This is a genomic window from Pseudomonas sp. GW822-FHT01E03 (assembly GCF_058802985.1).
In genome coordinates, this window is record NZ_JBXAOQ010000003.1 from 335,741 (window position 1) to 362,591 (window position 26,851).

Annotated in this window: 15 protein-coding genes and 2 pseudogenes; 7 read left to right on the forward strand and 10 right to left on the reverse strand. The window is 60.2% G+C overall.

Annotation, left to right across the window (positions count from 1 at the left end):
* Positions 1 to 33: 33 nt before the first annotated feature.
* From AC1RP7_RS07650 to AC1RP7_RS07660, 3 genes and pseudogenes are all read right to left on the reverse strand, one after another.
* On the reverse strand, positions 34 to 1,776 hold the full coding sequence (locus AC1RP7_RS07650) for a potassium/proton antiporter (protein WP_057712307.1): 1,743 nt from the start codon (positions 1,774 to 1,776) through the stop codon (positions 34 to 36).
* A 282-nt stretch (positions 1,777 to 2,058) separates the two neighbouring features.
* A complete protein-coding gene (locus AC1RP7_RS07655) occupies positions 2,059 to 2,931 on the reverse strand; it encodes a methyl-accepting chemotaxis protein (protein ID WP_371319461.1) in 873 nt (290 codons plus the stop codon).
* Positions 2,914 to 3,684 (reverse strand): annotated as a pseudogene (locus tag AC1RP7_RS07660) (MCP four helix bundle domain-containing protein); the annotation flags it as partial. The pseudogene AC1RP7_RS07660 and the gene AC1RP7_RS07655, both read right to left, overlap by 18 nt.
* Before the next feature lie 386 nt (positions 3,685 to 4,070).
* Between AC1RP7_RS07660 and AC1RP7_RS07665 the strand changes: the two are divergent.
* The 4 genes and pseudogenes from AC1RP7_RS07665 (at position 4,071) to AC1RP7_RS07680 (ending at position 6,638) form a co-directional block, all read left to right on the forward strand.
* A complete protein-coding gene (locus AC1RP7_RS07665; protein ID WP_218495216.1) occupies positions 4,071 to 4,301 on the forward strand; it encodes a hypothetical protein in 231 nt (76 codons plus the stop codon).
* Entirely contained in the window at positions 4,298 to 4,600 is a 303-nt protein-coding gene (locus tag AC1RP7_RS07670; protein WP_057712304.1) for a cell division protein ZapA, read from the forward strand. Before AC1RP7_RS07665 ends, AC1RP7_RS07670 begins: the two co-directional genes overlap by 4 nt.
* 145 nt (positions 4,601 to 4,745) lie before the next feature.
* Positions 4,746 to 5,774, forward strand: a pseudogene (locus AC1RP7_RS07675) (HAMP domain-containing protein); the annotation flags it as partial.
* Between the two features lie 132 nt (positions 5,775 to 5,906).
* Positions 5,907 to 6,638, forward strand: coding sequence for a methyl-accepting chemotaxis protein (locus AC1RP7_RS07680; RefSeq protein WP_493183970.1), 732 nt, complete (start codon positions 5,907 to 5,909; stop codon positions 6,636 to 6,638).
* Between the two features lie 142 nt (positions 6,639 to 6,780).
* Here AC1RP7_RS07680 and AC1RP7_RS07685 read toward each other — a convergent pair whose 3' ends face one another.
* On the reverse strand, positions 6,781 to 8,583 hold the full coding sequence (locus tag AC1RP7_RS07685) for an acyl-CoA dehydrogenase (RefSeq protein WP_493181559.1): 1,803 nt from the start codon (positions 8,581 to 8,583) through the stop codon (positions 6,781 to 6,783).
* Between the two features lie 257 nt (positions 8,584 to 8,840).
* Positions 8,841 to 12,791: a trifunctional transcriptional regulator/proline dehydrogenase/L-glutamate gamma-semialdehyde dehydrogenase gene (putA, locus tag AC1RP7_RS07690; RefSeq protein ID WP_493181560.1), complete on the reverse strand. Its 3,951-nt coding sequence runs from the start codon at positions 12,789 to 12,791 to the stop codon at positions 8,841 to 8,843.
* A 461-nt stretch (positions 12,792 to 13,252) separates the two neighbouring features.
* Here putA and putP point away from each other — a divergent pair, with 461 nt between their 5' ends.
* From putP to AC1RP7_RS07705, 3 genes are all read left to right on the forward strand, one after another.
* The gene (gene putP, locus AC1RP7_RS07695) at positions 13,253 to 14,737 is read left to right on the forward strand and encodes a sodium/proline symporter PutP (RefSeq protein ID WP_057712300.1); all 1,485 of its coding nucleotides are present in this window, start codon (positions 13,253 to 13,255) and stop codon (positions 14,735 to 14,737) included.
* Positions 14,738 to 15,168: 431 nt separating this feature from the next.
* Positions 15,169 to 15,405 carry a hypothetical protein gene (locus tag AC1RP7_RS07700; protein WP_493181561.1) on the forward strand — a complete coding sequence of 79 codons (237 nt, stop codon included), beginning with the start codon at positions 15,169 to 15,171 and terminating at the stop codon, positions 15,403 to 15,405.
* 240 nt (positions 15,406 to 15,645) lie between these two features.
* Complete coding sequence (locus AC1RP7_RS07705) at positions 15,646 to 16,485, forward strand: 23S rRNA (adenine(2030)-N(6))-methyltransferase RlmJ (protein WP_057712298.1); 840 nt, start codon at positions 15,646 to 15,648, stop codon at positions 16,483 to 16,485.
* 110 nt (positions 16,486 to 16,595) lie between these two features.
* On the opposite strand, the gene msrA is transcribed toward AC1RP7_RS07705, so the two are convergent.
* From msrA to aceE, 5 genes are all read right to left on the reverse strand, one after another.
* The gene (gene msrA, locus AC1RP7_RS07710) at positions 16,596 to 17,246 is read right to left on the reverse strand and encodes a peptide-methionine (S)-S-oxide reductase MsrA (protein WP_057712297.1); all 651 of its coding nucleotides are present in this window, start codon (positions 17,244 to 17,246) and stop codon (positions 16,596 to 16,598) included.
* Between the two features lie 218 nt (positions 17,247 to 17,464).
* Positions 17,465 to 20,158, reverse strand: coding sequence for a putative bifunctional diguanylate cyclase/phosphodiesterase (locus AC1RP7_RS07715; protein ID WP_090452761.1), 2,694 nt, complete (start codon positions 20,156 to 20,158; stop codon positions 17,465 to 17,467).
* 234 nt (positions 20,159 to 20,392) lie between these two features.
* The gene (locus AC1RP7_RS07720; RefSeq protein ID WP_493181562.1) at positions 20,393 to 21,787 is read right to left on the reverse strand and encodes an alkaline phosphatase D family protein; all 1,395 of its coding nucleotides are present in this window, start codon (positions 21,785 to 21,787) and stop codon (positions 20,393 to 20,395) included.
* Positions 21,788 to 22,062: 275 nt separating this feature from the next.
* Positions 22,063 to 24,030 (reverse strand): dihydrolipoyllysine-residue acetyltransferase, encoded by a 1,968-nt coding sequence (aceF, locus tag AC1RP7_RS07725; protein WP_493181563.1) that lies wholly within the window; start codon positions 24,028 to 24,030, stop codon positions 22,063 to 22,065.
* 11 nt (positions 24,031 to 24,041) lie between these two features.
* The gene (gene aceE / locus AC1RP7_RS07730; protein ID WP_057712293.1) at positions 24,042 to 26,687 is read right to left on the reverse strand and encodes a pyruvate dehydrogenase (acetyl-transferring), homodimeric type; all 2,646 of its coding nucleotides are present in this window, start codon (positions 26,685 to 26,687) and stop codon (positions 24,042 to 24,044) included.
* Between the last annotated feature and the right edge of the window lie 164 nt (positions 26,688 to 26,851).

Sequence of the window (26,851 nt, forward strand, 5' to 3'; positions counted from 1 at the left end):
AAGACCGGTCAAGCAAGTGATAGTGGAAGCAGTTTAGAGGAAGAGTCCGGGACCCGGGCGACTTCCTTCGGGGAATCTGACGCCCACTTTACCGATCTTGTTCCCGTCCATGACGGCCACGGTCCAAATGGTGTTGTTCCATTCCACCTGGTCACCCACCACCGGCGCGCCGCCAACCTTCTGGGCAATGAAGTGGCCCAGGGACATGTCCGGATCGATGCCTTCGACCTTCAGGCCATAAAGGGCCGCAACCGCAGCCAGCTGGGCGTCTCCTTCAAGTACGAAGTCGCCGAAGAAGCGCAGATCGAGGCCCCGTTGTGGCGCCTGGCTGAAGAGTTTTCCGAGGGCCGGCAGGTTGTGTTCATGGCCGATAACACACAACAAATCATCGACTTCCAGCACTGTACTACCCGACGGATGGAGCAATTGCTGGCCACGAAACAGGGCGGCGATACGGGTGCCTTCGGGCATATTCAGCTCGCGAAGGGGCGAACCGATGCACCATTTTTCCGCGCCCAGGCGATAGACGAACAGTTCCCACTCGCTGGTGACGTGCACTTCCAGGGCCGAGCGGGAGATGGGGGCAGGCTCCGGGGGCACCGTCACCTTCAGCAGCTTGGCGACCCACGGCAGGCTCGTACCCTGAACCAGCAGCGACACCAGCACGATAAAGAACGCGAGGTTGAAGTAGAGCTGAGCGTTGGGCAGGCCGGCCATCAGCGGGAACACCGCGAGAATGATCGGAACCGCGCCGCGCAAGCCGACCCAGGAGATGAATGCCTTCTCGCGACCATGGAATGCCTTGAACGGCAGCAGGCCAACTATCACCGACAGTGGCCGGGCAAACAGAATCATCCACAGCGCCAGGGCCAGTGCCGGCAAGGCGATAGGCAGCAGGTCGTGGGGCGTCACCAGCAGCCCCAGCACCAGGAACATGCCGATCTGCGCCAGCCAGGCCATGCCGTCGAGCATGTGCAGGATGCCGTGGCGGCTGCGCACCGGACGGTTGCCGATCACCAGGCCGCAGATGTATACCGCCAGGAAGCCACTGCCGTGCAGGGCGTTGGTCAGCGCAAACACCACCAGGCCGCCGGCAATCACCAGGATCGGATACAGGCCGGTGGCCAGGTTGATGCGATTGACCAGTTGCAGCATGAGCCAGCCACCGCCCAGGCCGATGACTCCGCCGATGCCGAATTCGCGCAGCAAGTGGGTCAGCAGGCTCCAGTGCAGGCCGGTCTGGCCGCTGGCAAGCATGTCGATCAGGGTGACGGTGAGAAACACTGCCATCGGGTCGTTGCTGCCGGATTCGATCTCGAGGCTGGCGGTTACCCGTTCGTTCAGGCCCTTGCCGCCAAGCAGCGAGAACACCGCGGCGGCGTCGGTAGAACCGACGATGGCGCCGATCAGCAGGCCTTGAATCAGGTTCAAGTCGAACAGCCACGCGGCCGCCATGCCGGTCAGCCCGGTGGTAATCAACACCCCGACCGTCGCCAGCGACAGCGCCGGCCATAACGCCACGCGGAAACTCGACACCCGGGTGCGCAGGCCGCCGTCGAGCAGGATCACCGCCAACGCGAGGTTGCCCACCAGATAAGCCGTGGGGTAGTTATCAAAAAGAATGCCGGCGCCATCGACACCGGCCGCCATGCCGACGGCCAGGATGATCACCAGAATCGGGATGCCGAGACGGGACGAAAGTGAGCTCACCAGAATGCTCGCACCTACCAGCAACGCGCCGATCAAGAACAGGCTGTTGATGGTCGTCGCATTCAAAGGCAGTACTCCAGAAAGCTGAAAGGCGGGCGCAAACTGACCATGCAGTCTGCGTGCCAGCGATTCTAACCTGTTGAAATGTGATGCTGTCAAAAAGCTTTTTGCAGGCGATTCTTCACGCCAGGTGAAATCATTGTGGCGAGGGGGCTTGCCCCCGTTCGGCTGCGAAGCAGTCGTAAATCCGGTAGATGCTATTTAATGGATGTACGCGGTTAACAGGGAAGGGGCCGCTGCGCAGCCCAACGGGGGCAAGCCCCCTCGCCACAGAGTCAGCGGTGCTCGTTAAAGGCTAAACCGCCCAACCAGGGTGTTCAGGTCTACCGCCAGGCGCGACAGTTCATTGCTCGCCGCACTCGTCTGATTCGCCCCGGTGGCCGACTGCACCGACAGGTCACGGATGTTAACCAGGTTGCGATCCACTTCACGGGCCACCTGCGCCTGTTCTTCAGCGGCGCTGGCGATCACCAGGTTGCGCTCGTTGATTTCGACGATGGCGCTGTTGATGGTGTCCAGCGACATCCCGGCGCCGCGGGCGATGTTCAGGGTCGATTCGGCGCGTTCGGTGCTGTTGCGCATCGAATCCACCGCGTGCTCGGTGCCGCTCTGGATGCTGCCGATCATGCGTTCGATCTCGCTGGTCGACTGCTGGGTGCGGTGAGCCAGGGCACGTACCTCGTCGGCCACCACCGCAAAACCACGACCGGCCTCACCGGCGCGCGCGGCCTCGATGGCGGCGTTCAAGGCCAGCAGGTTGGTCTGGTCGGCCAGGCCACGGATTACATCCAGCACCTTGCCGATATCACGGGACTCGTTGGCCAGGTCGCCGATCAGGGTCGCGGTGCTCTGCACGTCGGCGCTCATGCGTTCGATGGCGCTGACGGTTTCCTGCACCAGGTCACGGCCGTCACCGGCAGATGTGGTGGCGTTCTTCGAGGCCTCGGATGTGCTGACCGCGTTGCGCGCGACTTCTTCCACGGCGCTGGTCATTTCGTTGACTGCGGTGGCAGCCTGTTCGATTTCGTTGTTCTGCCGGGTCAGGCCACGGGCGCTTTCGTCGGTGACACTGTTGAGTTCTTCGGCAGCGGATGCAAGTTGCGTGGCCGAGCCGGAAATGCGCTGCAGTGTGTCGCGCAGTTTTTCCTGCATCTTCGACATGGCCAGCAGCAAACGGCCGGCTTCATCCTGGCCGTCAACGGTGATCGGGCGCGTCAGGTTGCCTTCGGCAATCTGTTCGGCGGCGCCCAGGGCATTGGCGATCGGTTGGGTGATGCTGTTGGTCAGCAACCAGGCGAGCAGCAGCGTCAAGGCGGTGGCGATCACCAACAGGGTGATTACCAGGTTGAACGCCGAATCGTATTGATCCGCCGACTGCTGGTTGGTGTCGTGGCTCTGCTGGGTGTTGATCTCCAGCAGGCGGTTCAACACGGTGTTGACCGCTTCGGAGTTGTTGAGCAAATCGGTGTTGAGCAGGCTGCGCAATTCATCGATCTGATTATTGCGCGACAGGGTCTTCATCCTGTCTTCGATCTGGCGGTATTGGCCCAGCAGCTGTACGTATTGATCGTAGGTTGCGCGTTCCTGTGGGCTGGCGATCAGCTTTTCGTAGGTTGCCTGGGCGGTGCGAATCTGCTGGTTGCGCGTCTCCAGCAATTCCATGGTTTTCTGCTGCACATCAGGCTCGCGGTTCACCAGCAAGCGATAGGACAACACGCGCAGGCGCAAGGTGAGCTGGGTGAAGTCGTCCAGGCTCTTGATGCTCGGCACACTGTTGTTGGTGATGTTCTCGGCCGCGCCACGGATCTTGCTCATCTGATTCAAGGCAAACACCCCCAGAACCATCATCAAGCCGCCAATCAGGGCAAAGCTGAGGAACGCCCGAGGGGCGATATTCATATTACGAAGGGACATGGCAATCACCGAAAAGAGCGCATCCGTGCGGGGCTGAGGCTGCTGTATGGATGACTTATCGGTCGCCGGACTGAAGTCTTGAGTCCTTGCGCGTTTTTACTGCGACGGGGTGGTTACCTTGTAGGAGCGAACCCGCTCGCGAAAAACGCATGGACAACGCAATCATTCAGACAGGGCGCGATATCGTTCGCGTCCATCGCGAACAAGCTCGCTCCTGCATAGGCGGGCGACGAAGTGCAGGAACCAGATCGGGGTATCACAGTCTCTACAGTTCGCGAGAAAGGTCACTCGTCAGCAAAATCAAGGCTTTGCGCCTGTATAACCCTGGCATCCAGGGTGACTTTTCTTTATCGTACGCGCCCTTTGAAAAAGCCCGGAAAATCAAAATGTTGGAAGCATCCCTAAGCCAATTGGAACAACTGGTCAGTGACCTGGTGCAACAGAACCAGACGTTGCTCGGCACCAACCAGACCCTGATCGCAGAACTGGCCCAGGCCAAGGATGAAAACGAAAGCCTGCAACTGAACCTGATGGAGCAGGAAGAGAAGCAAGGCGCCACGGCGGCTCGCATCCAGGCCCTGGTTGAGCGCGTCAGCGCAGGCCCTGTCAGCGCATGAGTTACAACGCCGCAGGGGTAAAAGTCGTCTCGATCCTGGGGGAGGACTATTCGATCAAGGCACCGGCCGGGGAAGAACAGACCCTGCTGGACGCCGCGATGATGTTGAAGGCAGCCCTGGCCGAAACCAAGAGGAAGTACCCGACGCTGATCGGTGACCGATTGCTGGTGCTGGCGGCGATGAATCTGTGCTCCCAGCAGATCGAAATGCAGAAACAGCACAAGCTCGACCTCGACCGTTACCAAGAGCAAGTCAGCGCCACGGTTGAAGTGATTTCCAAGACGATCAATCAGGCCTGATCGGCTTTGCGCACAACCAAAGAATAGATTGTCGGTTGGTTTGTATACAATCGGCACGGCTGTTGCAGTGTTTCAGCCTCTTATTCTTTGGGGGTGCTCCATGCAGTTCTGGCGACGCAGTATTCAATGGCAGTTGATCCTGAGCATGGGCACCGCCCTGCTGGTCAGTATCCTGATCGTGGTTGGCATTTATACCCTGGTGGTCAACCGCCTCGCCCAGAGCTATCTGGTCGAGCAAGCCTTGCCGTCGAGCATCGAAGCGATGCGCAACGACATCGAGCGGATCCTCGTCCAACCCCTTACCGCCGCCAAGGACATCGCCAGCAACAGCATGGTGCGCGACTGGCTGGCCGGGGGTGAGGACAGCGCCAAGACCGCCAGCTTCGCGCAGTATCTGGAAGGCATTCGCGCCGAGCACAAAGCCTTTACCGCGCTGATCATCGGTACCGCGTCCAGCCATTACATTACCGAAAAAGGCCTGGACCGCACCCTCAGTCGTTCCAATCCCAAAGACGCCTGGTTCTACTCGTTCCTCGACAGCAACCAGCCGCGCACCCTCAATATCGACATCGACACGGCCACCGGAGAATTGGCGCTGTTCATCGACCTCAAGGTCGAGCAGGCCGGCAAAGTAGTGGGCGTTGCCGGGCTGGGCCTGAGCATGAAAGAGCTGTCGGAGCTGATTCACAATTTCAGCTTCGGAGAGCGCGGCAAGGTCTATCTCGTGCGTTCCGACGGTTTGATCCAGGTTCATCCCGAGGCGCAATTCAGCGGTAAGCGTACCTTGGTCGAGCAGATTGGCGAGTCAGCTGCGCAAGCGGTCATGGGTCAAAAAACTGCCACCAACAGCAGCTTCCAGCGTGATGGCGAAGACTTTCTCGCGTTGAGTCTGCCTTTGCGCGATCTCGGCTGGACGCTGGTGGCCGAAGTGCCGCAATCGCAGATCTACGCCGAAGCCCGGCGCGCCATGTGGATGAGCAGCGGTATCGGCCTGGCGGTGGCGATTGTGTGTCTGTTGCTGGTGGTGGTGCTGGCCCGTGGGTTGGTACGCCCGATTCGTCAGGTAACAGCGGCATTGGTTGCCATTGGTAGCGGTGGTGGAGATTTGACCCAGCGGTTAGATTCCAGCCGCGCCGATGAGCTGGGCGATCTGGCGCGTGGCTTCAATCGGTTCCTCGACAGTCAGCGCGACATGATCGGTGAAGTGCTTACCACCAGCGAACAGTTGCGCGCTGCTGTCGGGCAGGTGGCGCGGGTGGTGGACAACACCGCCGAACGCTCCGGGCGCCAGCAGGAAATGACCGACATGGTCGCCACCGCGGTGCATGAAATGGGCCTGACTGTGCAGGACATCGCGCAGAACGCCGGCAACGCGGCATTCGCTTCACAAACCGCCCGTGACGAAGCGCTGCAGGCGCGGGATGTGGTGGGTGGTTCGATCCGCCACATTGAAAGCATGTCCCGGGAAATCGGCGTCGCGGCCACAGCGGTGGGTGAACTGGCCCATCAAGTGGCGTCGATCGACCAGGTGCTGGCGGTGATTCGGGGGATTTCCGAGCAGACCAACCTGCTGGCGCTCAACGCCGCTATCGAAGCTGCGCGAGCCGGGGACATGGGGCGCGGGTTTGCCGTGGTGGCCGATGAAGTGCGGACTTTGGCGCGGCGTACGCAGGCATCTACCGATGAAATCCAGCAGATGATCGGCAGTCTCAAGCAGGGTGCGGAGAATGCGGTGTCGTCGATGCATTCCGGGCAAGCCGCGACCGGCACGGGTGTCGAGTCCAGCCAGCGTACCGGGGCTTCGTTGACCGCGATTACCGGGCAAGTGGAGCGCATCAGCGACATGAACCATCAGGTGGCGACGGCGACGGAAGAGCAATCGGCGGTGACCGAGGAGATCAACCGGAACGTACAGGGGATTTCCGACCTGGCGCGGGCGACGGCGGGGGAGGTCAGGGCCTGTCGGGATGATTGTCAGACGTTGCAGCGGTTGGCGGATGATCTGGCGCGGCAGATGGGTGGGTTCAAGCTGAGTTGATGTATTGATAGTGCTGACGCCATCGCGAGCAAGCTCGCTCCCACAGGGTTTGTGTGTTGAACACAAGATTTGTGGCCAACAGGGATTCCTGTGGGAGCGAGCTTGCTCGCGATTGGTTTTCAGCTACACCACAAAGGTTGGATCAGAACCACTCATTCTGCATGCCCAGGCACACATCATCCCGAGCCTCAAGAATTGCCAGCTCATGATGGCAACCCGGCACTTCCCACGTCAGGAAGTAGCGCGCCGCCTGCAGCTTGCCTTTATAGAAGCTGACATCCGCCGCATTCCCCTTCACCAGGCCTTCTTCTGCGCGGATCGCCTGTTCCAGCCAGCGCCAGCCGATCACCGTGTGACCAAACACTTTCAGGTACAGCGCCGAGTTCGCCAGGCCGCTGTTGACCTTGCCTTGGGCCAGATCAGTCAGCAGACCGATGGTCACGGCTTGGAGGCGTGCCACCAGTTTCTCCAAGGGCTCGCGCAGCGGCGTCAATGAATCAAACGCCTGTGCTCGCTCGCCAGTGTCGGCGATCAGGCGGATCAGTTGCTTGAGCCCCGCGCCGCCGTTCTGCGCCAGTTTGCGGCCCAAAAGGTCCAGCGACTGAATACCGTGGGTGCCTTCGTGGATCGGGTTCAGGCGGTTGTCGCGGTAGTACTGCTCCACCGGATACTCACGGGTATAGCCGTGGCCGCCGAGGATCTGGATCGCCAGTTCGTTGGCCTTCAGGCAGAACTCCGATGGCCAGGATTTGACGATCGGTGTCAGTAAATCCAGCAGTTCATGGGCCTGTTTGCGTTCGGCTTCGGTCGCAAGCGTGGTGGTGTCATCGAACAGTCGCGCCGCATAAAGACCCAAGTCAAACGAGCCTTCGACGTAAGCCTTCTGCGTCAACAGCATGCGTTTCACGTCGGCATGCTGAATGATCGCCACTGGTGCAGTGTTCGGGTCCTTGCTGTCTGGCACGCGTCCCTGCGGACGCTCGCGGGCGTATTCCAGCGAGTACAGATAACCGGCGTAGCCAAGCATCACCGCACCCATGCCGACGCCGATCCGCGCCTCGTTCATCATCTGGAACATGTAGCTCAAGCCATGGTGCGGCTTGCCCACCAGATAGCCGACGCACTCGCCGTTATCGCCGAAATTCAGCGCGGTAGAGGTGGTGCCGCGCCAGCCCATCTTGTGGAACAGCCCGGCCAGCAACACGTCGTTGCGTTGGCCGAGGCTGCCATCGTCGTTGACCAGGAACTTGGGCACGATAAACAGCGAAATGCCCTTCACCCCGGCCGGTGCGTCCGGCAGCTTGGCCAGCACCATGTGCACGATGTTTTCCGACAGCGGATGATCGCCACCAGAGATGAAAATCTTGTTGCCCTTGAGGCGATAGGTGCCGTCAGACGCAGGTTCTGCGCGGGTACGAATATCCGACAGCGACGAGCCTGCGTGGGGTTCGGTCAGGGCCATGGTGCCGAAGAAGCGGCCATCGATCATTGGTTGCAGGAAGCGGCGCTTCTGCTCTTCAGTGCCGAAGCTCTCGATCAGGTTCGCCGCGCCCATGGTCAGGAACGGGTACGACGTCGAAGCCGCGTTGGCCGATTGAAAGTGCGCGAAGCAGGCCTGGGACAGCAGCGTAGGAAGCTGCATGCCGCCAGCGTCGAAACTGCGCGCGGCGTTGAGGAAACCGGCTTCGAGGAAGGCATCTACCGCCGGTTTCACTTCCGGAATCAGAATCGCCTGACCGTTCTCGTAGCGTGGCTCGTTCTCGTCGCCCTTGCGGTTGTGCGGGGCGAAGAACTTCTCGGCGATGTTGCGGGCGGTGCCAATGGCGGCATCGAAGGTTTCGCGGTTGTGCTCGGCGAAACGCTCACGCTGGGTCAGGCCCTCGGCATCAAGGACTTCATACAGCTCGAAAGCCAGATTACGGGAACTGAGCAACGTCTCGGACATGGCGGCCTACCTTTTATTGGAATGGGCCGAGTCTAGGCTTGTGAATTTATGCTGAATAGCATGATTGATGAGCGTGATGGTGGGGCAGAGCAGAGCCTTAGCAGGAGCTACAAAACAACTGTGGGAGCGAGCTTGCTCGCGATGGCGGCAGATCAGTCAATATGGAAGGTGACTGATGGATCGCTATCGCGAGCAAGCTCGCTCCCACAGGGGGATTGCATACCGGGCGGCCAATGCGGCAGCCCGGCTTATCGGTTTTAGCCGATGGTCATCAAACTGGCATTACCACCCGCCGCAGCGGTGTTGACGCTCAATGCACGCTCAATCACCAGGCGCTCCAGCGCAATGTTGGTTTCGCCTTGGGACAGACCCTGCACACCGACGATGGCGCCGGCACGCTTGGCAATCTGCTGGCACACCGCACGCAACTGGTCGGAATGGCCGTGATGCAGAACCGCATCAAACACCACTTCGTCCTTGTTCCAGTCGGAAACCAGCTTGATGCGCGCCTGAATGTCCTTCGGCAGGCGTGCGAACAAGGCTTTGGTCATGTCAGCTTCCGGCCATACCGCCGAACCGCCGACAGCCAATACCGCCGCCAGTTGCGTCAGCAGGTCGCCTTCGACTTCCGCCAGGCACAGCACGTGTTCCCGTGGCAGGATCGCATAGCTGTTGCGTTCGCCGGTCGGGCCGGCCAGGAGGCGGGTGATACCGCTTTGCGATTGCGCGGCGAACTGCACGCACAGGGTACTCAGGTCGGCGAACTTGTGGTTGTCGGCCCAGGCTTTCAAGGCGGTCAGCGGCTTGCTCATGGCATCGCGCAGACGAACGTCCGGTGCCGCGGCAGCATCGCCACGAGCGAAGGATTGTTCGATCGCATCCGCAGGGCGGGTCGACAGCAGGCGGTACAGGTACAGCGGGCCGCCGGCTTTCGGGCCGGTACCCGACAGGCCTTCGCCGCCGAATGGCTGCACGCCTACTACTGCGCCAACAATGTTGCGGTTGACGTAGACGTTACCGGCGTTGACGTTGTCGATCACCTTGGCAATGGTCTCGTCGATGCGGGTGTGCACGCCCAGGGTCAGGCCGTAGCCGGAAGCGTTGATCTGACCGATCAGTTGATCGATGTCCTTGCGCTTGTAGCGAACCACGTGCAGCACCGGGCCGAAGATCTCCCGCTGCAGTTCGTCGAAGCTTTCCAGTTCGATCAGTGTCGGCATCACGAAGGTGCCGCGTTTGACTTCTTCGGCGTCGGCGATGGCCACCTGGTACACGCTGCGACCTTTGTCGCGCATGGCCTGGATGTGCTTCTCGATGCCAGCCTTGGCTTCGGCGTCGATCACCGGGCCGATGTCCACGGACAGACGCTCAGGGTTGCCGAGACGGCTTTCAGCCATGGCACCTTTGAGCATTTCGATGACGCGGTCGGCGGAATCTTCCTGCAAGCAAAGTACACGCAGAGCCGAGCAACGCTGGCCGGCGCTGTCGAACGCCGATGACACCACGTCGATCACAACCTGTTCGGTCAGTGCCGAGGAGTCGACGATCATCGCGTTCTGGCCACCGGTTTCGGCGATCAGCGGGATTGGACGACCCTGGCTGTCCAGGCGGCCGGCGATGTTGCGTTGCAGCAAGCGCGCGACTTCGGTGGAACCGGTGAACATCACGCCTTTGACGCGATCGTCGCCGACCAGGCCGGCACCGACGGTTTCGCCACGGCCCGGCAGCAGTTGCAGCACGCCTTCCGGGATGCCGGCTTCGAGCATCAGGCGCACGGCCTGAGCGGCGACCAGCGGCGTTTGTTCCGCAGGCTTGGCCAATACCGGGTTACCAGCGGCCAATGCAGCAGCCACCTGACCACTGAAGATCGCCAGCGGGAAGTTCCACGGGCTGATGCATACGACTGGGCCCAACGGACGGTGAGCGTCGTTGGTGAAATCGTTGCGTGCCTGCACCGCGTAATAACGCAGGAAATCCACGGCTTCACGCACTTCGGCGATGGCGTTGGCGAAAGTCTTGCCGGCTTCGCGGGCCAGCAGGCCCATCAGCGGCTGGATCTCGGCTTCCATCAGATCGGCGGCACGTTCCAGGATCGCGGCGCGCTCGGCGGGCGGCGTGGCCTGCCAGATCGGTGCAGCGTTGAGGGCGCACTGGATCGCGTTGTCGACATCTTCGACGGTCGCTTCCTGTACATGGCCGACCACGTCACGCAGATCGGACGGGTTCAAGACCGGTGCCGGGGCTTCGCTGCTGGAAGCGCAACCGAGCATCGGCGCCGCTTTCCAGTGGTTGTGTGCGGTAGCGAGCAGCGCGCAGGACAGGGATGCCAAACGATGTTCGTTGGCCATGTCGATGCCGCTGGAGTTGGCGCGCTCGGAACCATACAGGTCACGCGGCAGCGGAATGCGCGGGTGCGGCAGGCCGAAACCACCTTCCACGGTCGCCATTTGCTCGATGCTGGCTACCGGATCGGCCACCAGTTCCTGGATCGAAATCGACTGGTCGGCAATACGGTTGACGAACGAAGTGTTCGCGCCGTTTTCCAGCAGGCGACGCACCAGGTAGGCCAGCAGGGTTTCGTGGGTGCCGACTGGAGCGTACACGCGGCACGGACGGTTCAGCTTGCCTTCGGAAACTTTGCCTACAACCTGTTCGTACAGCGGTTCACCCATGCCGTGCAGGCACTGGAACTCGTACTGGCCCGGGTAATAGTTCTGACCGGCGATGTGATAAATGGCCGACAGGGTGTGGGCGTTGTGCGTGGCGAACTGCGGGTAGATGACTTCCGGCACCGACAGCAGCTTGCGGGCGCAAGCGATGTAGGACACGTCGGTGTACACCTTGCGGGTGTAGACCGGGTAGCCTTCCAGGCCTTCGACCTGGGCGCGCTTGATTTCGCTGTCCCAGTACGCGCCTTTTACCAGGCGGATCATCAGGCGATGACGGCTGCGGCGAGCGAGGTCGATCACGTAGTCGATCACGTACGGGCAACGCTTCTGGTAAGCCTGGATCACGAAACCAATGCCGTTCCAGCCAGTCAGTTGCGGCTCGAAGCACAGGCGCTCGAGCAGATCCAGTGACAGCTCCAGGCGATCGGCCTCTTCGGCGTCGATGTTCAGGCCGATGTCATATTGCTTGGCCAGCAGGGTCAGCGACAGCAGGCGCGGGTACAGCTCGTCCATCACGCGCTCGTACTGGGCGCGGCTGTAGCGCGGGTGCAGGGCGGACAGCTTGATCGAGATGCCCGGGCCTTCATAAATCCCGCGACCGTGGGAGGCTTTGCCGATCGAGTGGATGGCTTGTTCGTACGAGGCCAGGTACTTCTGCGCGTCATGCTCGGTGAGTGCGGCTTCACCCAGCATGTCGTAGGAATAGCGGAAACCTTTGGTTTCGAACTTGCTGGCGTTGGCCAGGGCTTCGGCGATGGTTTCGCCGGTCACGAACTGCTCGCCCATCAGGCGCATGGCCATGTCGACGCCCTTGCGGATCATCGGCTCGCCGCTCTTGCCGATGATGCGGCTCAGGGACGAAGTCAGGCCGGCTTCGTTGTGGGTCGACACCAGTTTGCCGGTCAGCAGCAAGCCCCAGGTGGCGGCGTTGACGAACAGCGACGGGCTGTTGCCCAGGTGCGGCTGCCAGTTGCCGGTGCTGATCTTGTCGCGGATCAGGGCGTCGCGGGTGCCTTTGTCCGGGATGCGCAGCAGCGCTTCGGCCAGGCACATCAGCGCCACGCCTTCCTGGGACGACAGGGAGAACTCCTGCAGCAGGCCCTGGACGATGCCGGCACGGCCGCCGGCGCTCTTCTGGTTGCGCAGTTTTTCAGCAATCGAGGCGGCGAGTTTGTTGGTGGCTTCGGCCATCGGTGCCGGCAAGCGAGCCTGCTCGATCAGCATCGGCACGACTTCCGGCTCAGGGCGACGGTAGGCGGCGGTGATCGACGCGCGCAGTACCGATTGCGGCAGGATGCTTTCGGCGAATTCCAGGAAACACTGGTGGGCGTGATCCAGAGGCGCGTCGACGGAGTCGTCGGAATCCTTGGTCGAACCGTTCAGCTCGGACAGGGTTGCACCACCCTCGAGTTTTTCCAGGTAATTGAAGATTGCCTGCTTGATCAGCCAGTGCGGCGTGCGATCAATCGAGGTCGCGGCGGCCTTGAGGCGTTCGCGGGTCGGGTCGTCAAGTTTGACCCCAAGGGTGGTGGTAGCCATGTTTTTATCCTCATGTTTGCCACGACTGCGTGGCATCAGCTGGCGGCAAGATTAGCCGTGCGACTGTTGAGGTGCAACCGGGTGCAACCCTTTTTTTGTCGGAATATTACGCAGCTCGTCAGGAAATAAATTCTGGTACGGCGGTGCTGCCTTTGCTTGGTGCTTTTTAGGGTGGTTGGCCCGGGTTCTTGCTCCGAAAAGGAGCAAAAAACCGGGTTTGAAATTTATTTCCGACTGGGTGCAACTTATTCTCAAGAAACTGGTTGCACCTTATTTGCTTTGTTGAATAGCATTCGCGCCCAAGGTGCAACCCGGTCGAAACCCGGGTGCTCCGGCTGATGGCTTTCCTGGGGAAACATCAGTCATAAATGCGCGGGAATCCGGATCGTCTGTCAAACGTATGCGTTTGCGAGCGGTTCACCAGCCGCAGCTACATAAAAACAAAGCCAGGGCGTAACTTAATGAGCGTAAGCAATCCAACCCTGATCACGTTCGTGATCTACATCGCAGCAATGGTGCTGATCGGCTTGATGGCCTATCGCTCCACCAACAACCTTTCCGACTACATTCTGGGCGGTCGTAGCCTGGGCAGCGTCGTGACCGCACTGTCCGCCGGTGCCTCCGACATGAGCGGCTGGTTGTTGATGGGCTTGCCCGGCGCAATCTACATGTCCGGCCTTTCCGAAAGCTGGATCGCCATCGGCCTGATCGTCGGCGCCTACCTGAACTGGCTGTTCGTCGCCGGCCGTCTGCGTGTGCAGACCGAGCACAACGGTGATGCACTGACCCTGCCGGACTACTTCGCCAGCCGTTTCGAAGACAAAAGCGGCCTGCTGCGGATCATCTCCGCGGTCGTGATCCTGGTGTTCTTCACCATCTACTGTGCTTCCGGCATCGTGGCCGGCGCCCGTCTGTTCGAAAGCACCTTCGGCATGTCCTACGAGACTGCGCTGTGGGCCGGTGCTGCGGCGACGATTGCCTACACCTTTATCGGTGGTTTCCTGGCCGTGAGCTGGACCGATACCGTACAAGCCACCCTGATGATCTTCGCGTTGATCCTGACGCCGGTTATCGTGTTGCTGGCCACCGGCGGCGTCGACACCACTTTCCTGGCCATCGAAGCGCAAGATCCAAGCAACTTCGACATGCTCAAGGGCACCACTTTCATCGGCATCATCTCGCTGATGGGCTGGGGTCTGGGCTACTTCGGCCAGCCGCATATCCTGGCGCGTTTCATGGCTGCCGATTCGGTTAAATCGATCGCCAACGCCCGTCGCATTTCCATGACCTGGATGATCCTGTGCCTGGGCGGCACCGTGGCAGTCGGCTTCTTCGGTATCGCCTACTTCTCGGCGCACCCGGACGTGGCTGGCGCAGTCACCGAGAACCACGAGCGTGTGTTCATCGAACTGGCCAAGATCCTGTTCAACCCATGGATCGCGGGTATCCTGCTGTCGGCCATTCTGGCTGCCGTCATGAGCACCCTGAGCTGCCAGTTGCTGGTGTGCTCGAGCGCCCTGACCGAAGACTTCTACAAGACCTTCCTGCGTAAATCCGCTTCGCAGCTGGAACTGGTGTGGGTCGGCCGTGCCATGGTGTTGTTGGTTGCCCTGGTGGCGATCGCCCTGGCGTCCAACCCGGAAAACCGTGTACTGGGTCTGGTGAGCTACGCCTGGGCCGGTTTCGGTGCCGCATTCGGTCCGGTCGTGCTGATCTCCGTGATCTGGAAAGACATGACCCGCAACGGCGCACTGGCCGGTATCCTGGTCGGCGCGATCACCGTGATCGTCTGGAAACACTTCGAACTGCTGGGCCTGTACGAAATCATCCCTGGTTTCATCTTCGCCAGCCTGGCGATCTACTTCGTCAGCAAAATGGGCACGCCGACTGCCGGCATGTTCCAGCGTTTTGCTGCTGCTGAGGCGGACTATCGTTTGAACAAGTGATGAGTGATGGGTTGAACTCTTCCCGCCTCTGATAAAAGAACGGCTCGCAGCTTTAACAGTGCGGGCCGTTTTTTTTGCTTCACCGATATCCGTGGTGCGAATTTTCCGGGCAGGGTCCTCGGACGTTTCCTTCAAAAAGTAGCGGTTTTCATGAACTGGTGCGACCGGAGATCCATCGATAGTCTTTGGCGGTCACTGACAATTCAGTGGTGGGGTGTAGGAACCCGTTAAGACCATGAGACACGCTTGGCATCGACACCTGATTTGCGGCCACTAACTTGCGCCCGTAAGATCTGTTTCGGCGGCTGTGCGCGGGCACGCTTCGGCGTGGTCGAGTTCTCTGGTCTCGATATTCCTACCCCGCGTATGGCTGCCACCCAAGCCTGTAGGAAGGCCGATGGTAGCCCTCACTTCTACCAGAGGTTTAAAAAATGAAAACGATTCACCCCGACCCACCCTACGTAAAGCCAATCCCCCATCCCGACAACCGCTTCATGGCATTGACCAGCAACTGCACCGATATGCCCACCCTGTCCATGCGCGGCTCGATCGAGTGCGAGCCCTTCATCCTCAGCGATTTCGCCTTGCTCTGCGCAATTACGTTGCGCGATGGCTGTGATGTGCTGGATGTGGTTGGGCGGCGGTTGCGGGCACGGCCTTCGGCGTAGCGCCGGGTGGCTTTTGTGGTGAGGGGGCTTGCCCCCGTTGGGTTGCGCAGCAACCCTGAGTTCAGCGACCCGGTGTTATCAGGCACACCGCAGTACTTGGGGTTGGCGACTGCTTTGCAGTCGAACGGGGGCAAGCCCCCTCGCCACAGGGCTTCGTAGTGCCTCACCGGCCGCTTGGCTGCCAACCCCTGACTTGCCGGCCGGTAAAAGGTAAACTTCCCGGCCTTCGCAGGAGCAGCCATGAATTATCGTCACGCCTTCCATGCCGGCAATCACGCCGATGTGTTCAAACACCTGACCTTGACCCGCCTCATCGCCCTGATGTCGCGCAAGGAGCAGCCGTTTGCCTATCTCGATACCCACGCCGGCATCGGTCTGTATGACCTTCAGGGTGATCAGGCCAATCGTACCGGTGAGTACCTGGAAGGCATTGCGCGTTTGTGGGATCAGCCGGATCTGCCGATCCTGACCGCTGATTACATGCAGGTGCTGCACGAGATGAACCCGGATGGCCAGTTGCGCTATTACCCGGGGTCGCCGGAGCTGGCGCGGCGCCTGACCCGTCCGCAGGATCGCGTGTTGCTCAATGAGAAGCACCCGGAAGATGGTGTGCTGCTCAAGGACAACATGGCCGGTGATCGTCGGGTCAAGGTTCACTTGGGTGAGGGCTGGCATGTGTCGCGGGCCTTGCTGCCGGTGCCGGAGAAGCGTGCGGTGATGTTGATCGATCCGCCGTTCGAGAAGCTCGATGAGATGCAGCGCTGTGCCGCGTCGTTGAAGGAAGCGATTGGCCGGATGCGTCAGACAGTGGCGGCAATCTGGTACCCGGTGAAGGATCAGCGCGCGTTGCGCCGCTTCTATCAGGACCTGGCCGGTACCGGTGCGCCGAAGTTGTTGCGGGTGGAGTTGCTGGTGCATCCGCTGGATACGCCCAACAGCCTGAACGGTTCCGGGCTGGCGATCGCCAATCCGCCGTGGGGGCTGGAGGAAGAATTGCGTGAGCTGCTGCCTTGGTTGTCCGAGAAGCTTGGGCAGACCCAGGGTGGGTGGCGGATGGATTGGTTGATTGCCGAGAGTTGATCTGTAGGAGCGAGCTTGCTCGCGAAGGTTGTGAACGTTAACGCGTAAAACCGGATGCCCAGCGGCGTCCTTTGGTTTTTCGCGAGCGGGCTCGCTCCTACGGTCAGTTGTCAGATCGGGCAGGTCACGCCTGTGCCGCCGATGCCGCAATAGCCTTCCGGGTTTTTCGCCAGGTATTGCTGGTGATACGTCTCGGCAAAGTAGACGGTCGGGGCCTGGTCGATTTCGGTGCTGATTTCACCGAGACCAGCCTTGGACAGCTCGGCCTGGTAGGTTTCCTTGCTCTTGAGCGCCGCGTCCAGTTGTTCCGGGCTAGTGGCGTAGATCACCGAACGGTACTGGGTGCCGATGTCATTGCCCTGGCGCATGCCTTGCGTCGGGTTGTGCAGTTCCCAGAACATCGCCAGCAGTTCTTCGTAGCTGACCTTGGCCTTGTCATACACCACCAGCACCACTTCGGCGTGACCGGTCAGGCCCGAGCAGACTTCTTCGTAGGTCGGGTTCGGTGTGAAACCGCCGGCGTAGCCGACCACGGTACTGACCACGCCTTCACGCTGCCAGAAGCGGCGTTCCGCGCCCCAGAAGCAGCCGAGGCCGAAGATCGCGAAGTCGACATCTTCGAAGAACGGGCCGAGCAAGGGGGTGTCTTTAAACACAAAGTGCTTTTCAGGCAGGGTCATCGCGGTTTCGCGGCCAGGCAGAGCTTGTTCTTTAGTAGGGAGCACGTTTTTGTTCACCAGAATTTCCGAGCGCAGAACCATGATCAGTCCTCTCAGTCAGGTTGGGTTGTAAATAAACAGACCGTCAGTGTGCCCAATACCTGCCCGATACGCACTACCCCTGTAGGGGTGAGTCTGCTCGCGATAGCGGTGTGTCGGTGTCATGGGAGCTGACTGGTCCACCGCTATCGCGAGCAAGCTCGCTCCCACAGGTTTTTTGCCTGCCACAGAGTTTATGTCTGCCACAGGTTCTGTGTCTGTCAGGCGATTGGGCCACGCGGGTAGCGTTTGAGCTTGTCGATCAGCTCATTGCCCGGGATCGGACGGTCGAACAGGTAGCCCTGGCCGACGTCGCAGCGATGACGACGCAGGAACGACAACTGCTCGGCGGTTTCGATGCCTTCAGCCACGACCTTGAGTTTCAGGTTGTGGGCCATGGCGATCACCGCGGAGGTGATTTCCATGTCGTCCTGGTTGTCCGGGATTTCGTGGATAAAGCTTCGATCGATCTTGATGATGTCGATGGGGAATTTTTTCAAGTAACTGAGCGACGAGTAACCGGTGCCGAAGTCGTCCATGGCCAGAGTCAGGCCCAGGCGCTTGAGCTGGTCGAGCTGCAAGTGGGTGTCTTCGGTAGCCTCCAGCAGCAGGCCTTCGGTCAGCTCCAGCTCCAGCAAATGCGCCGGCAGGGCTTCTTCCTTGAGGATGTTGGCAATGGAGGCCACCAGGTCCGGGTCGGAAAACTGCTTGGGCGACAGGTTGATCGCCACTTGCAGGTTGCCCAGGCCGGCGGCGGTCAGCGCTTTGCTCATGCGGCAGGCCTGGCGGGCGATCCACTTGCCGATCGGAATGATCAGCCCGGTTTCCTCGGCGACGCTGATGAACTGATCCGGGCGGATCATGCCTTTTTCCGGATGGTCCCAGCGCAGCAGGGCTTCCATCCCCAGCAGGCGACCGCTGCGCAGGCACAGCTTGGGCTGGTAGAACACGTCGAGTTCGTTCTGGGTCAGGGCGCGGCGCAGGTTGTTTTCGACGAACAGCTTGTAGCTGGCCTCGGCGTTCAGCGCTTCGGTGAACACCTGCACCTGATGTTTGCCGTTGGCCTTGGCCTTGTGCAGCGCCAGCCCGGCATTGCGCATCAGGGTTTGCGGGTCGCGCCCGTGCAGTGGCGCACAGGCCAGGCCCACGGAGCCGGTGACGCTGATCAACTGGTTGTCGACGAACATCGGTTTGTCGAGGGTCGCCAGCAACTGGTTGGCCACTTGCTGGCCCGTCGTGAGGTCGCTGTTGTCCAGCAACACGGCGAATTCGTTACTGGCGAATCGCGCCAGGCTGCCGCTCGGGATCAGGCTGTTGCGCAGGCGCCGGGCCAGGCTGATCAGCAGTTTGTCGCCGGTCTGGTGGCCGAGGCTGTCGTTGATCCGCTTGAAGTTGTCGATGTCCACCAGCAACAGGCTGATCGGCGCGTCGCTGTCCCGGGCGAAGCGTTCATCGAGGTTGCGGATGAACGCCGGGCGGTTGCCGAGGTTGGTCAGGTTGTCGGTGTAGGCCAGGCGCTCGATACGTTGTTGGGCGAGCTTGGTCTGGGTGATGTCTTCGTAGATGCCGATGTAGTGGGTCAGCTCGCGGTTGTCGCCGTAAACCTTGGAGATCGACAATTGGCCCCAGTAGGGTTCGAGGTTTTTCCGGCGGCTCTTGAATTCACCTTGCCAACTGTTGCTCTTGGCCAGCGCCGAAGGTGCATCGAACAGCAGTTCGCTGAGGTTCTCCAGGGCCGGTAGTTCTGACAGGCGCTGACCGTGCACTTCTTCGGTGGAATATTGGGTGATCGCGGTGAAGCTCGGGTTGACGTATTCCACCACGCCATCGCAGTTGACCAGCAAAAAGGCGTTGGCACTTTGTTCGACCGCACGCTGGAACAGGTGCAGGGCGCTGGTGGCGGTTCGCCGGTTGTGGTTGCTGATGACCTGGGCAAACTGGTCCGCCAGTTCTCCGGCGAACGCGATTTCATCCGACTGCCAGGCGCGGGTTGCCCCGGTTTGCTCCAGGCACAAAACGCCGACCACCTGGCCATCGACGCGGATACTGGCGTCGAGCATTGCGTTGACGTCCCGCGGGCGCAGGCTTTCGGCCATCTCCCGGGTGCGTGGGTCGCGCATGGCGTTATGGGCGTCGATGGCACGGCCGGTGTGCAGGGCGTCGAGGTAATCGGGGAAAAGACTGACGTCGATCGGTTGCGGCAGCAGGTATTCCTGATTCGTGCGGTGATAGGCCGAGATCGGCACCAGCATCGAGCCTTCGAGGTGCCACAGGCTGGCACTGTCGATTTCGTAGATGTCGCAGGCGCTGCGAGTGATCAGCTCGGCGGCTTCGCGCAAGGAGTTGTTGCTGCTGTAGCGTTGACGGGTGAGCAGCAGGATCAGATCCTGCTGGGCTCGCACCCGCTCCAGATGCAGCAGTTGCTCCTGCTGGGCACGCTGATTGAGTTCCAGGGCGATTTGCAGGCGCGAGTTCTGGGTTTCAAGGTCCATGGCCGGTTGCAGCGGGTCATCCTCGAACAGGCCGTCGATGACCAGCAGGTAGCCGCGCAACAGGTGTCGATTGTGTTGTTTGTAGGCTTCGCCCAGCTCCAGCAGAGTCAGGGAGCCAGCGGCGGTGTGCAGGGTATAGCGGATCAGGTAGTGCGGGCTTTCAGTCAGCTGTTGCTGGACTGCGTCGTGCAGTTGATAGCGCGCTAGCGGCTCCATCAGGCTGGCGTAGGGCGAGCCCACCAGCGCACACAGTTCCACGGCTGGCAGGCCGAACTGGCGTTCGCAATTGGGATCGAGAAACAGCAGCGCCCAGCTGGGTTCATTAAGCCGTTCGAAACGCAGCATGCCGAGCCGCGAGGGCACAGGCAACTGCGTCACTACCTCGGCCACCATACGGCTGGCGGCATCGGGCTGGCTTTTCATGGAGGGAAACTCGCTTCGAATATGCTGAACGCGCTGGGCTCTCGCCCTCTTTACTGTTGCCTGCGGCAAGGTTGCATCATTGCGACACCGACTGACAAGAGAGATGAAGGCCAAGTGCTATAAGAATATGTCGGCAGACGACAAGTTTTCTTCAGTCCGTGGCAGAAAGTATTGCCAGTCGCTGAAAAATCGCAGTTTTGCAAGTATTGCCAGTGACTGCGATCTGTTTCCGGGTCAGCGAATCGGGATGACAATGGACTGCAAATGCTTGCCCTCCCGGTCGTGGAAATTCACCTGAAGCTGCCCGGCATCGACGACCAGGTGTGCAAAATTATCCTGGCTGATCACCTTGCTGCTCAGTTCATGTCGATAGTCGCCTGCGGTGGTGCGGACCAGGGGGTGATCGAGGACGAATGTGGCGGTCGTGGCATAGGGCAGCATTTTGCTGTTGCACAGCGGTGACGAGACGATGGTGTGGACCTCGAAGTCCGCATCCTCGCTGTGGCTCAGCCGACTGGTCAGCGAGCCGTGGACATCGCCGGAAATGAAGAAGACATTCTTGATGCGGTGTGTGCGGATGGTCTCCAGCAACCGTAGCCGTTGCTCTGGAAAGGCCTGCCAGGCGTCATCATCCGTGCGTTTGCGGTCAGGGTAGAACATGACACTGGTGACCACGAATTTGACCCGTGCCGGGCTGTGGATCAGCCAGTCGCACAAGGCTTGTTCCTGGGCTGCGTCGAGAATGCGTCGGTCAGTGGCCGACAGATTGCGTCGGGTCCGACTGTCGGTAACAAACCATTCGGTATCACCTTCAGTAAATTGATACCAGTATTTGTCCAGTCGTTTATTTGTCAGTCCATCATCAGTTAGTGCATGGGCAGGACTATGACTGGCCTGATACAACTCATAGGCCCTGATTGCGTTTGCATATAAGTACTCATCGGACTTGCTCTTGTTGGCGGGCCAGTTGTCCTCTATTTCATGGTCGTCAAGGATCATGTAAGTGGGCAGATTGGACATTAACCTTGCGATATTTATCTGCGAAAACGCCACGCGATATTTATGGAGGATTTCCTTGAGTTCCCGATCAGGGGCAATAATGTTCAAGTCATCGACATAGATTTGGTCTCCCGTCATCACCAGCGCGCTGACGGGAGGACTGGCTTGCTCCACCAAACGTGAAATCGAAGCAAAGACTCTGTCGCCCAAGTGAGGGGCGGATGCTATGCCTGCGGTCATGCGCAGGTATCGGCAAGAGCCGACAATGTAGGCCCTTGGCAGGCTGGACTGGCTGGAACGGGTACGCAAGTGATAAACCTGCCGTGACCATTGCAGCGGCAGTTCCTTCACCGTGTCGACGGTGTGCGCCGGGCTGGTCAGGCTGAACCACCCGGCCTGATATTCATAGTCGGAGTCGGCGGACAGGTTGTTCAGCACGATAACTTCGCACATGTCGTGCTCGGGTTCGAGTTTCGCAAAGTTACCTTTTGACCAGTGATCTTCACCTTGTCGTCTATAGCGAATGCCAGCAAATACCAAGGTGTCTTTATTGTGTTCGCCGCGTAAAAAAATACGGGCGTGATTAGTTGTGGTGTGGCCAATAATCGGGCCGACAGTGGGTTTGAACATGTTTGAGTCCATTCGGCTGCTAATGAATTAGTCAGATGGTTGTTTCGGATGTAATAAGTAGTCTTCCAGCCAAGACTAGTTATTTGGCCCGAAAAAATATCTGGCAGAAATGGACTCGAGTTGTGGGCGGTATCAGCCACAAATGTAGGAAGACGTTTTAAGTAATAACTTCAGGCAAAAAAAAGCCCCGCCAAATTGGCGGGGTTGAGGTACGAGCGTGGCGCTCGGAAACGTGGAACGCAACAGGCCCTCCGGAGAAGGAGGGCCGGTCGGTGTTACAGGAGCATGGTGCGGATGTCGCCCAGCAGATCGCTCAGACGCTTGGTGAAGCGTGCAGCAGCGGCGCCGTTGATCACACGGTGATCGTAGGACAGCGACAGCGGCAGCATCAGTTTCGGCTGGAAGGCTTTGCCGTCCCAGACTGGCTGGATGGTTGCCTTGGAAACACCGAGGATCGCCACTTCCGGCGCGTTGACGATCGGCGTGAAGCCGGTGCCGCCAATGTGGCCGAGGCTGGAAATGGTGAAGCAGGCGCCTTGCATCTCGTCCGACGAGAGCTTCTTGGTCCGGGCTTTTTCAGCCAGGGAAGCAGCCTCGGCGGCCAATTGCAGCAGGCTCTTCTGGTCGACGTTCTTGATGACCGGTACCAGCAGGCCATCCGGGGTGTCGACGGCGAAGCCGATGTTCACGTATTTCTTGCGGATGATCGCTTTGCCGCTTGGCGCCAGCGAGCTGTTGAAGTCCGGCAGTTCCTTGAGCAGGTGCGCGCAGGTCTTGAGCAGCAACGGCAGGATGGTCAGCTTGACGCCGGCCTTCTCTGCAACGGCCTTCTGGGCAACACGGAACGCTTCGAGCTCGGTGATATCCGCCGAGTCGAATTGCGTCACGTGCGGTACGTTCAGCCAGCTGCGGTGCAGGTTGGCGGCGCCGACCTGCATCAGGCGGGTCATCGGCACTTCTTCGATTTCACCGAAGCGGCTGAAGTCCACGACCGGAATCGGCGGGATGCCCGCGCCACCGCTTGCGCCAGCAGCAGCGGCCGGTGCTTCCTTGGCCTTCTGCATCATGGCTTTGACGTAAACCTGCACGTCTTCCTTCAGGATGCGACCGTGCGGGCCGCTGGCGCCAACGGCGCTCAGCTCGACGCCGAATTCGCGGGCCAGTTGACGCACGGCAGGGCCGGCGTGAACTTTGGCGCCTGGCTTGGCTGGAGCAGCAACCGGGGCAGCAGCAGGAGCAGCGGCAGCCGGAGCAGCAGCGACTGGAGCCGGAGCGCTCGGAGCAGCAGCGGCAGGTGCGGTCGCAGCAACAGGTGCAGCAGGAGCGGCGCCTTTGACTTTCAGTTTCAGGATCAGGTCGCCGGTTCCGACTTCGTCGTCGAGCTTGATGGAAACGCTTTCCACCACGCCAGCGGCTGGCGACGGGATTTCCATGCTCGCCTTGTCGGATTCCAGGGTGATCAGCGACTGGTCGGCCACAACGGTGTCGCCGGCCTTGACCAGGACTTCGATGATCTTGGCCTTGCCCGCCGAACCGATGTCCGGAACATGGATGTCCTGAACGCTGTCGGCCACTGGAGCGGCCGGGGCTGCGGCAGCAGCAGGTGCAGCGGCGGGTGCCGGAGCGGCAGCCTGGGCCGGAGCAGCAGCCGGTGCAGCAGCACCCGCCACTTCCAGATCCAGGATCAGGTCGCCGGTGCCGACTTCGTCGTTGAGCTTGACGCTGATGGCCTTGACCACGCCAGCGGCAGGCGACGGGATTTCCATGCTCGCCTTGTCGGACTCCAGGGTGATCAGCGACTGATCAGCCGCGACGGTGTCGCCGACCTTGACCTGGATCTCGATGATCTGGGCCTTGCCCGACGAACCGATGTCCGGCACGTGCACTTGCTGAACGCTGGCAGCAGCCGGCGCAGCAGGAGCAGGAGCAGGAGCGGCGGCAGGTGCAGCAGCCGGTTTGGCTTCAGCCTTGGCCGCCGGTGCGGCAGCCGCAGGAGCCGCAGTAGCGGCACCTTCGACTTCCAGCTCCAGCAGTTCGTCGCCTTCTTTCAGGCGATCGCCCAGCTTCACTTTCAGGCTCTTGATGATACCGGCCTTCGGCGCAGGCACTTCCATGCTCGCCTTGTCCGACTCAAGTGTCAGGATGCTCTGGTCGGCTTCGATACGGTCGCCGACCTTCACAAACAGTTCAATTACTTCACCTTCACCGCTGCCGATGTCAGGTACGCGAATGAGTTCGCTCACAGAATCTCTCCTCAGCAGTCCAGTGGGTTGCGTTTTTCCGGGTCGATCCCGAACTTGGCGATGGCTTCAGCCACCACTTTAGGTTCGATATCGCCACGGTCAGCCAGTGCTTCCAGGGCTGCCAACACCACGAAATGACGGTCGACTTCGAAGAAATGACGCAGTTTCTTGCGGCTGTCGCTGCGGCCGAAACCGTCGGTGCCCAGGACTTTGAATTCCTTGGACGGTACCCACTGACGGATCTGCTCGGCGAACAGTTTCATGTAGTCGGTAGAGGCAATGACCGGACCTTGACGGCCGTTCAGGCACTCTTCCACATAGCTCAGCTTAGGCTTCTGGCCAGGGTGCAGACGGTTGGTGCGCTCAACGGCCAGGCCGTCGCGACGCAGTTCGTTGAAGCTGGTAACGCTCCACACGTCGGCGCCGACGTTGAACTGTTCACGCAGGATCTTCGCTGCTTCACGGACTTCACGCAGGATGGTGCCGGAGCCCATCAGCTGAACGTGGTGCGCCGCTTCGCGGTTGTCTTCTTCGAGCAGGTACATGCCTTTCTTGATGCCTTCTTCGGCACCGGCCGGCATGGCTGGCTGCTGGTACGACTCGTTCATCACGGTGATGTAGTAGAAGACGTCCTGTTGCTCTTCGGTCATCTTCTTCATGCCGTCCTGAATGATCACCGCCAGCTCGTAGCCGTAGGTTGGATCGTAGGTGCGGCAGTTCGGGATGGTCGCGGCCAGCAGGTGGCTGTGACCGTCTTCGTGTTGCAGGCCTTCACCGTTCAGGGTGGTACGGCCGGCGGTGCCGCCAATCAGGAAGCCACGGGTGCGGCTGTCGCCAGCGGCCCAGGCCAGGTCGCCGATACGCTGGAAGCCGAACATCGAGTAGAAGATGTAGAACGGCAGCATCGGCTGGTTGTGGCTGGAGTACGAAGTACCGGCAGCGATGAAGGAGCTCATGGCGCCCGCTTCGTTGATGCCTTCTTCGAGGATCTGGCCCTTCTGGTCTTCCTTGTAGAACATCACCTGGTCTTTATCGACTGGCTCGTAGAGCTGGCCGACGGAGGAGTAGATGCCCAGCTGACGGAACATGCCTTCCATACCGAAGGTACGGGCTTCGTCCGGGATGATCGGTACGATGCGTGGACCGATTTCCTTGTCCTTGACCAGTTGCGCGAGGATCCGCACGAAGGCCATGGTGGTGGAGATTTCGCGGTCGCCCGAGCCGTCCAGGATCGCCTTGAGGGTTTCCAGTGGCGGGGTCGGGATGTTGAAGCTCTTGGCGCGACGCTGAGGTACGAAGCCGCCCAGTGCGGTACGGCGTTCGCTCAGGTAACGGGCTTCGGCGCTGCCTTCTTCCGGTTTGAAGAATGGCAGGTTTTCCAGTTCATCGTCCTTGACCGGGATGTCGAAGCGGTCGCGGAACAACTTCAGGCTGTCGACGTCGACTTTCTTGGTGTTGTGCGCAGTGTTCTTCGCTTCGCCGGCACCGGTGCCATAACCCTTGATGGTCTTGGCCAGGATGACGGTCGGTTGTTCTTTGTGGTTGACCGCTTCGTGGTACGCCGCGTAGACCTTGTACGGGTCGTGGCCGCCACGGTTGAGTTTCCAGATCTCGTCGTCGGACAGATCTTCGACCATCGCCTTGAGTTCTGGCGTGTTGAAGAAGTGTTCACGTACGAACGCGCCGTCTTTGGCTTTGTAGTTCTGGTACTCGCCGTCGATGACTTCGTCCATGCGGCGTTGCAGGATGCCGTCGACGTCCTTGGCCAGCAGTGGGTCCCAGAAACGGCCCCAGATGACTTTGGTCACGTTCCACTGAGCACCGCGGAACACGCCTTCGAGTTCCTGAATGATCTTGCCGTTGCCGCGAACCGGGCCGTCGAGGCGCTGCAGGTTGCAGTTGATGACGAAGATCAGGTTGTCCAGCTTCTCGCGGCCGGCCAGGGAGATAGCGCCCAGGGATTCCGGCTCGTCGCACTCGCCGTCGCCCAGGAAGCACCAGACTTTCTGTTTGCCTGGCTGGATGAAACCACGGTGCTCCAGGTACTTCATGAAACGTGCCTGGTAGATCGCCTGGATCGGGCCCAGACCCATGGATACGGTCGGGAACTGCCAGAAATCAGGCATCAGCCAAGGGTGCGGGTAGGACGACAGGCCCTGACCGTCGACTTCCTGGCGGAAGTTGTTCATCTGGTCTTCGGTGATGCGGCCTTCCATGAATGCGCGGGCGTAAACGCCTGGCGAGGTGTGGCCCTGGAAGTAGATCAGGTCGCCGCCGTGTTCTTCGGTCGGGGCCTGGAAGAAGTAGTTGAAGCCGATGTCATACAGGGTCGCACTGGAGGCGAAGCTGGAGATGTGACCGCCGAGGTCAGAATCCTTCAGGTTCGTACGCATTACCATGGCCATCGCGTTCCAGCGTACCAGCGAGCGAATGCGGCGTTCCATGAACAGGTCGCCAGGCATGCGTGCTTCGTGGGTTACCGGGATGGTGTTGCGGTAAGGCGTGGTGATGGCGTAAGGCAACTGCGAACCGCTGCGGGTCGCCAGTTCACCCATACGGGTCATCAAATAGTGAGCACGGTCTTCGCCTTCTTTGTCGAGAACCGATTCCAGGGCGTCCAGCCATTCCTGGGTTTCGACGGGATCGAGGTCTTGCATGGCTTGCTCCAGGGCGGAAAGGCTACCAGAATCGGTTGCCTGAGTTAGCGACTGGCCTTGTGGGCAGACGTTATGAATTCTTGGATTGCCGACAGGTTGTTCCGGCGGCGTGTAGTTTTACTACAAATCATCCGGCATTTCAGCCCGTCTAATGTATATACGAG

Coding starts and splice junctions, on each gene's coding strand:
- AC1RP7_RS07655 (WP_371319461.1), bottom strand. CDS start 2,931: ATGTCGAAGATGCAGGAAAAACTGCGCGACACACTGCAGCGCATTTCC.
- AC1RP7_RS07665 (WP_218495216.1), top strand. CDS start 4,071: ATGTTGGAAGCATCCCTAAGCCAATTGGAACAACTGGTCAGTGACCTG.
- AC1RP7_RS07670 (WP_057712304.1), top strand. CDS start 4,298: ATGAGTTACAACGCCGCAGGGGTAAAAGTCGTCTCGATCCTGGGGGAG.
- AC1RP7_RS07680 (WP_493183970.1), top strand. CDS start 5,907: ATGGTCGCCACCGCGGTGCATGAAATGGGCCTGACTGTGCAGGACATC.
- AC1RP7_RS07685 (WP_493181559.1), bottom strand. CDS start 8,583: ATGTCCGAGACGTTGCTCAGTTCCCGTAATCTGGCTTTCGAGCTGTAT.
- putA (WP_493181560.1), bottom strand. CDS start 12,791: ATGGCTACCACCACCCTTGGGGTCAAACTTGACGACCCGACCCGCGAA.
- putP (WP_057712300.1), top strand. CDS start 13,253: ATGAGCGTAAGCAATCCAACCCTGATCACGTTCGTGATCTACATCGCA.
- AC1RP7_RS07700 (WP_493181561.1), top strand. CDS start 15,169: ATGAAAACGATTCACCCCGACCCACCCTACGTAAAGCCAATCCCCCAT.
- AC1RP7_RS07705 (WP_057712298.1), top strand. CDS start 15,646: ATGAATTATCGTCACGCCTTCCATGCCGGCAATCACGCCGATGTGTTC.
- msrA (WP_057712297.1), bottom strand. CDS start 17,246: ATGGTTCTGCGCTCGGAAATTCTGGTGAACAAAAACGTGCTCCCTACT.
- AC1RP7_RS07715 (WP_090452761.1), bottom strand. CDS start 20,158: ATGAAAAGCCAGCCCGATGCCGCCAGCCGTATGGTGGCCGAGGTAGTG.
- AC1RP7_RS07720 (WP_493181562.1), bottom strand. CDS start 21,787: ATGTTCAAACCCACTGTCGGCCCGATTATTGGCCACACCACAACTAAT.
- aceE (WP_057712293.1), bottom strand. CDS start 26,687: ATGCAAGACCTCGATCCCGTCGAAACCCAGGAATGGCTGGACGCCCTG.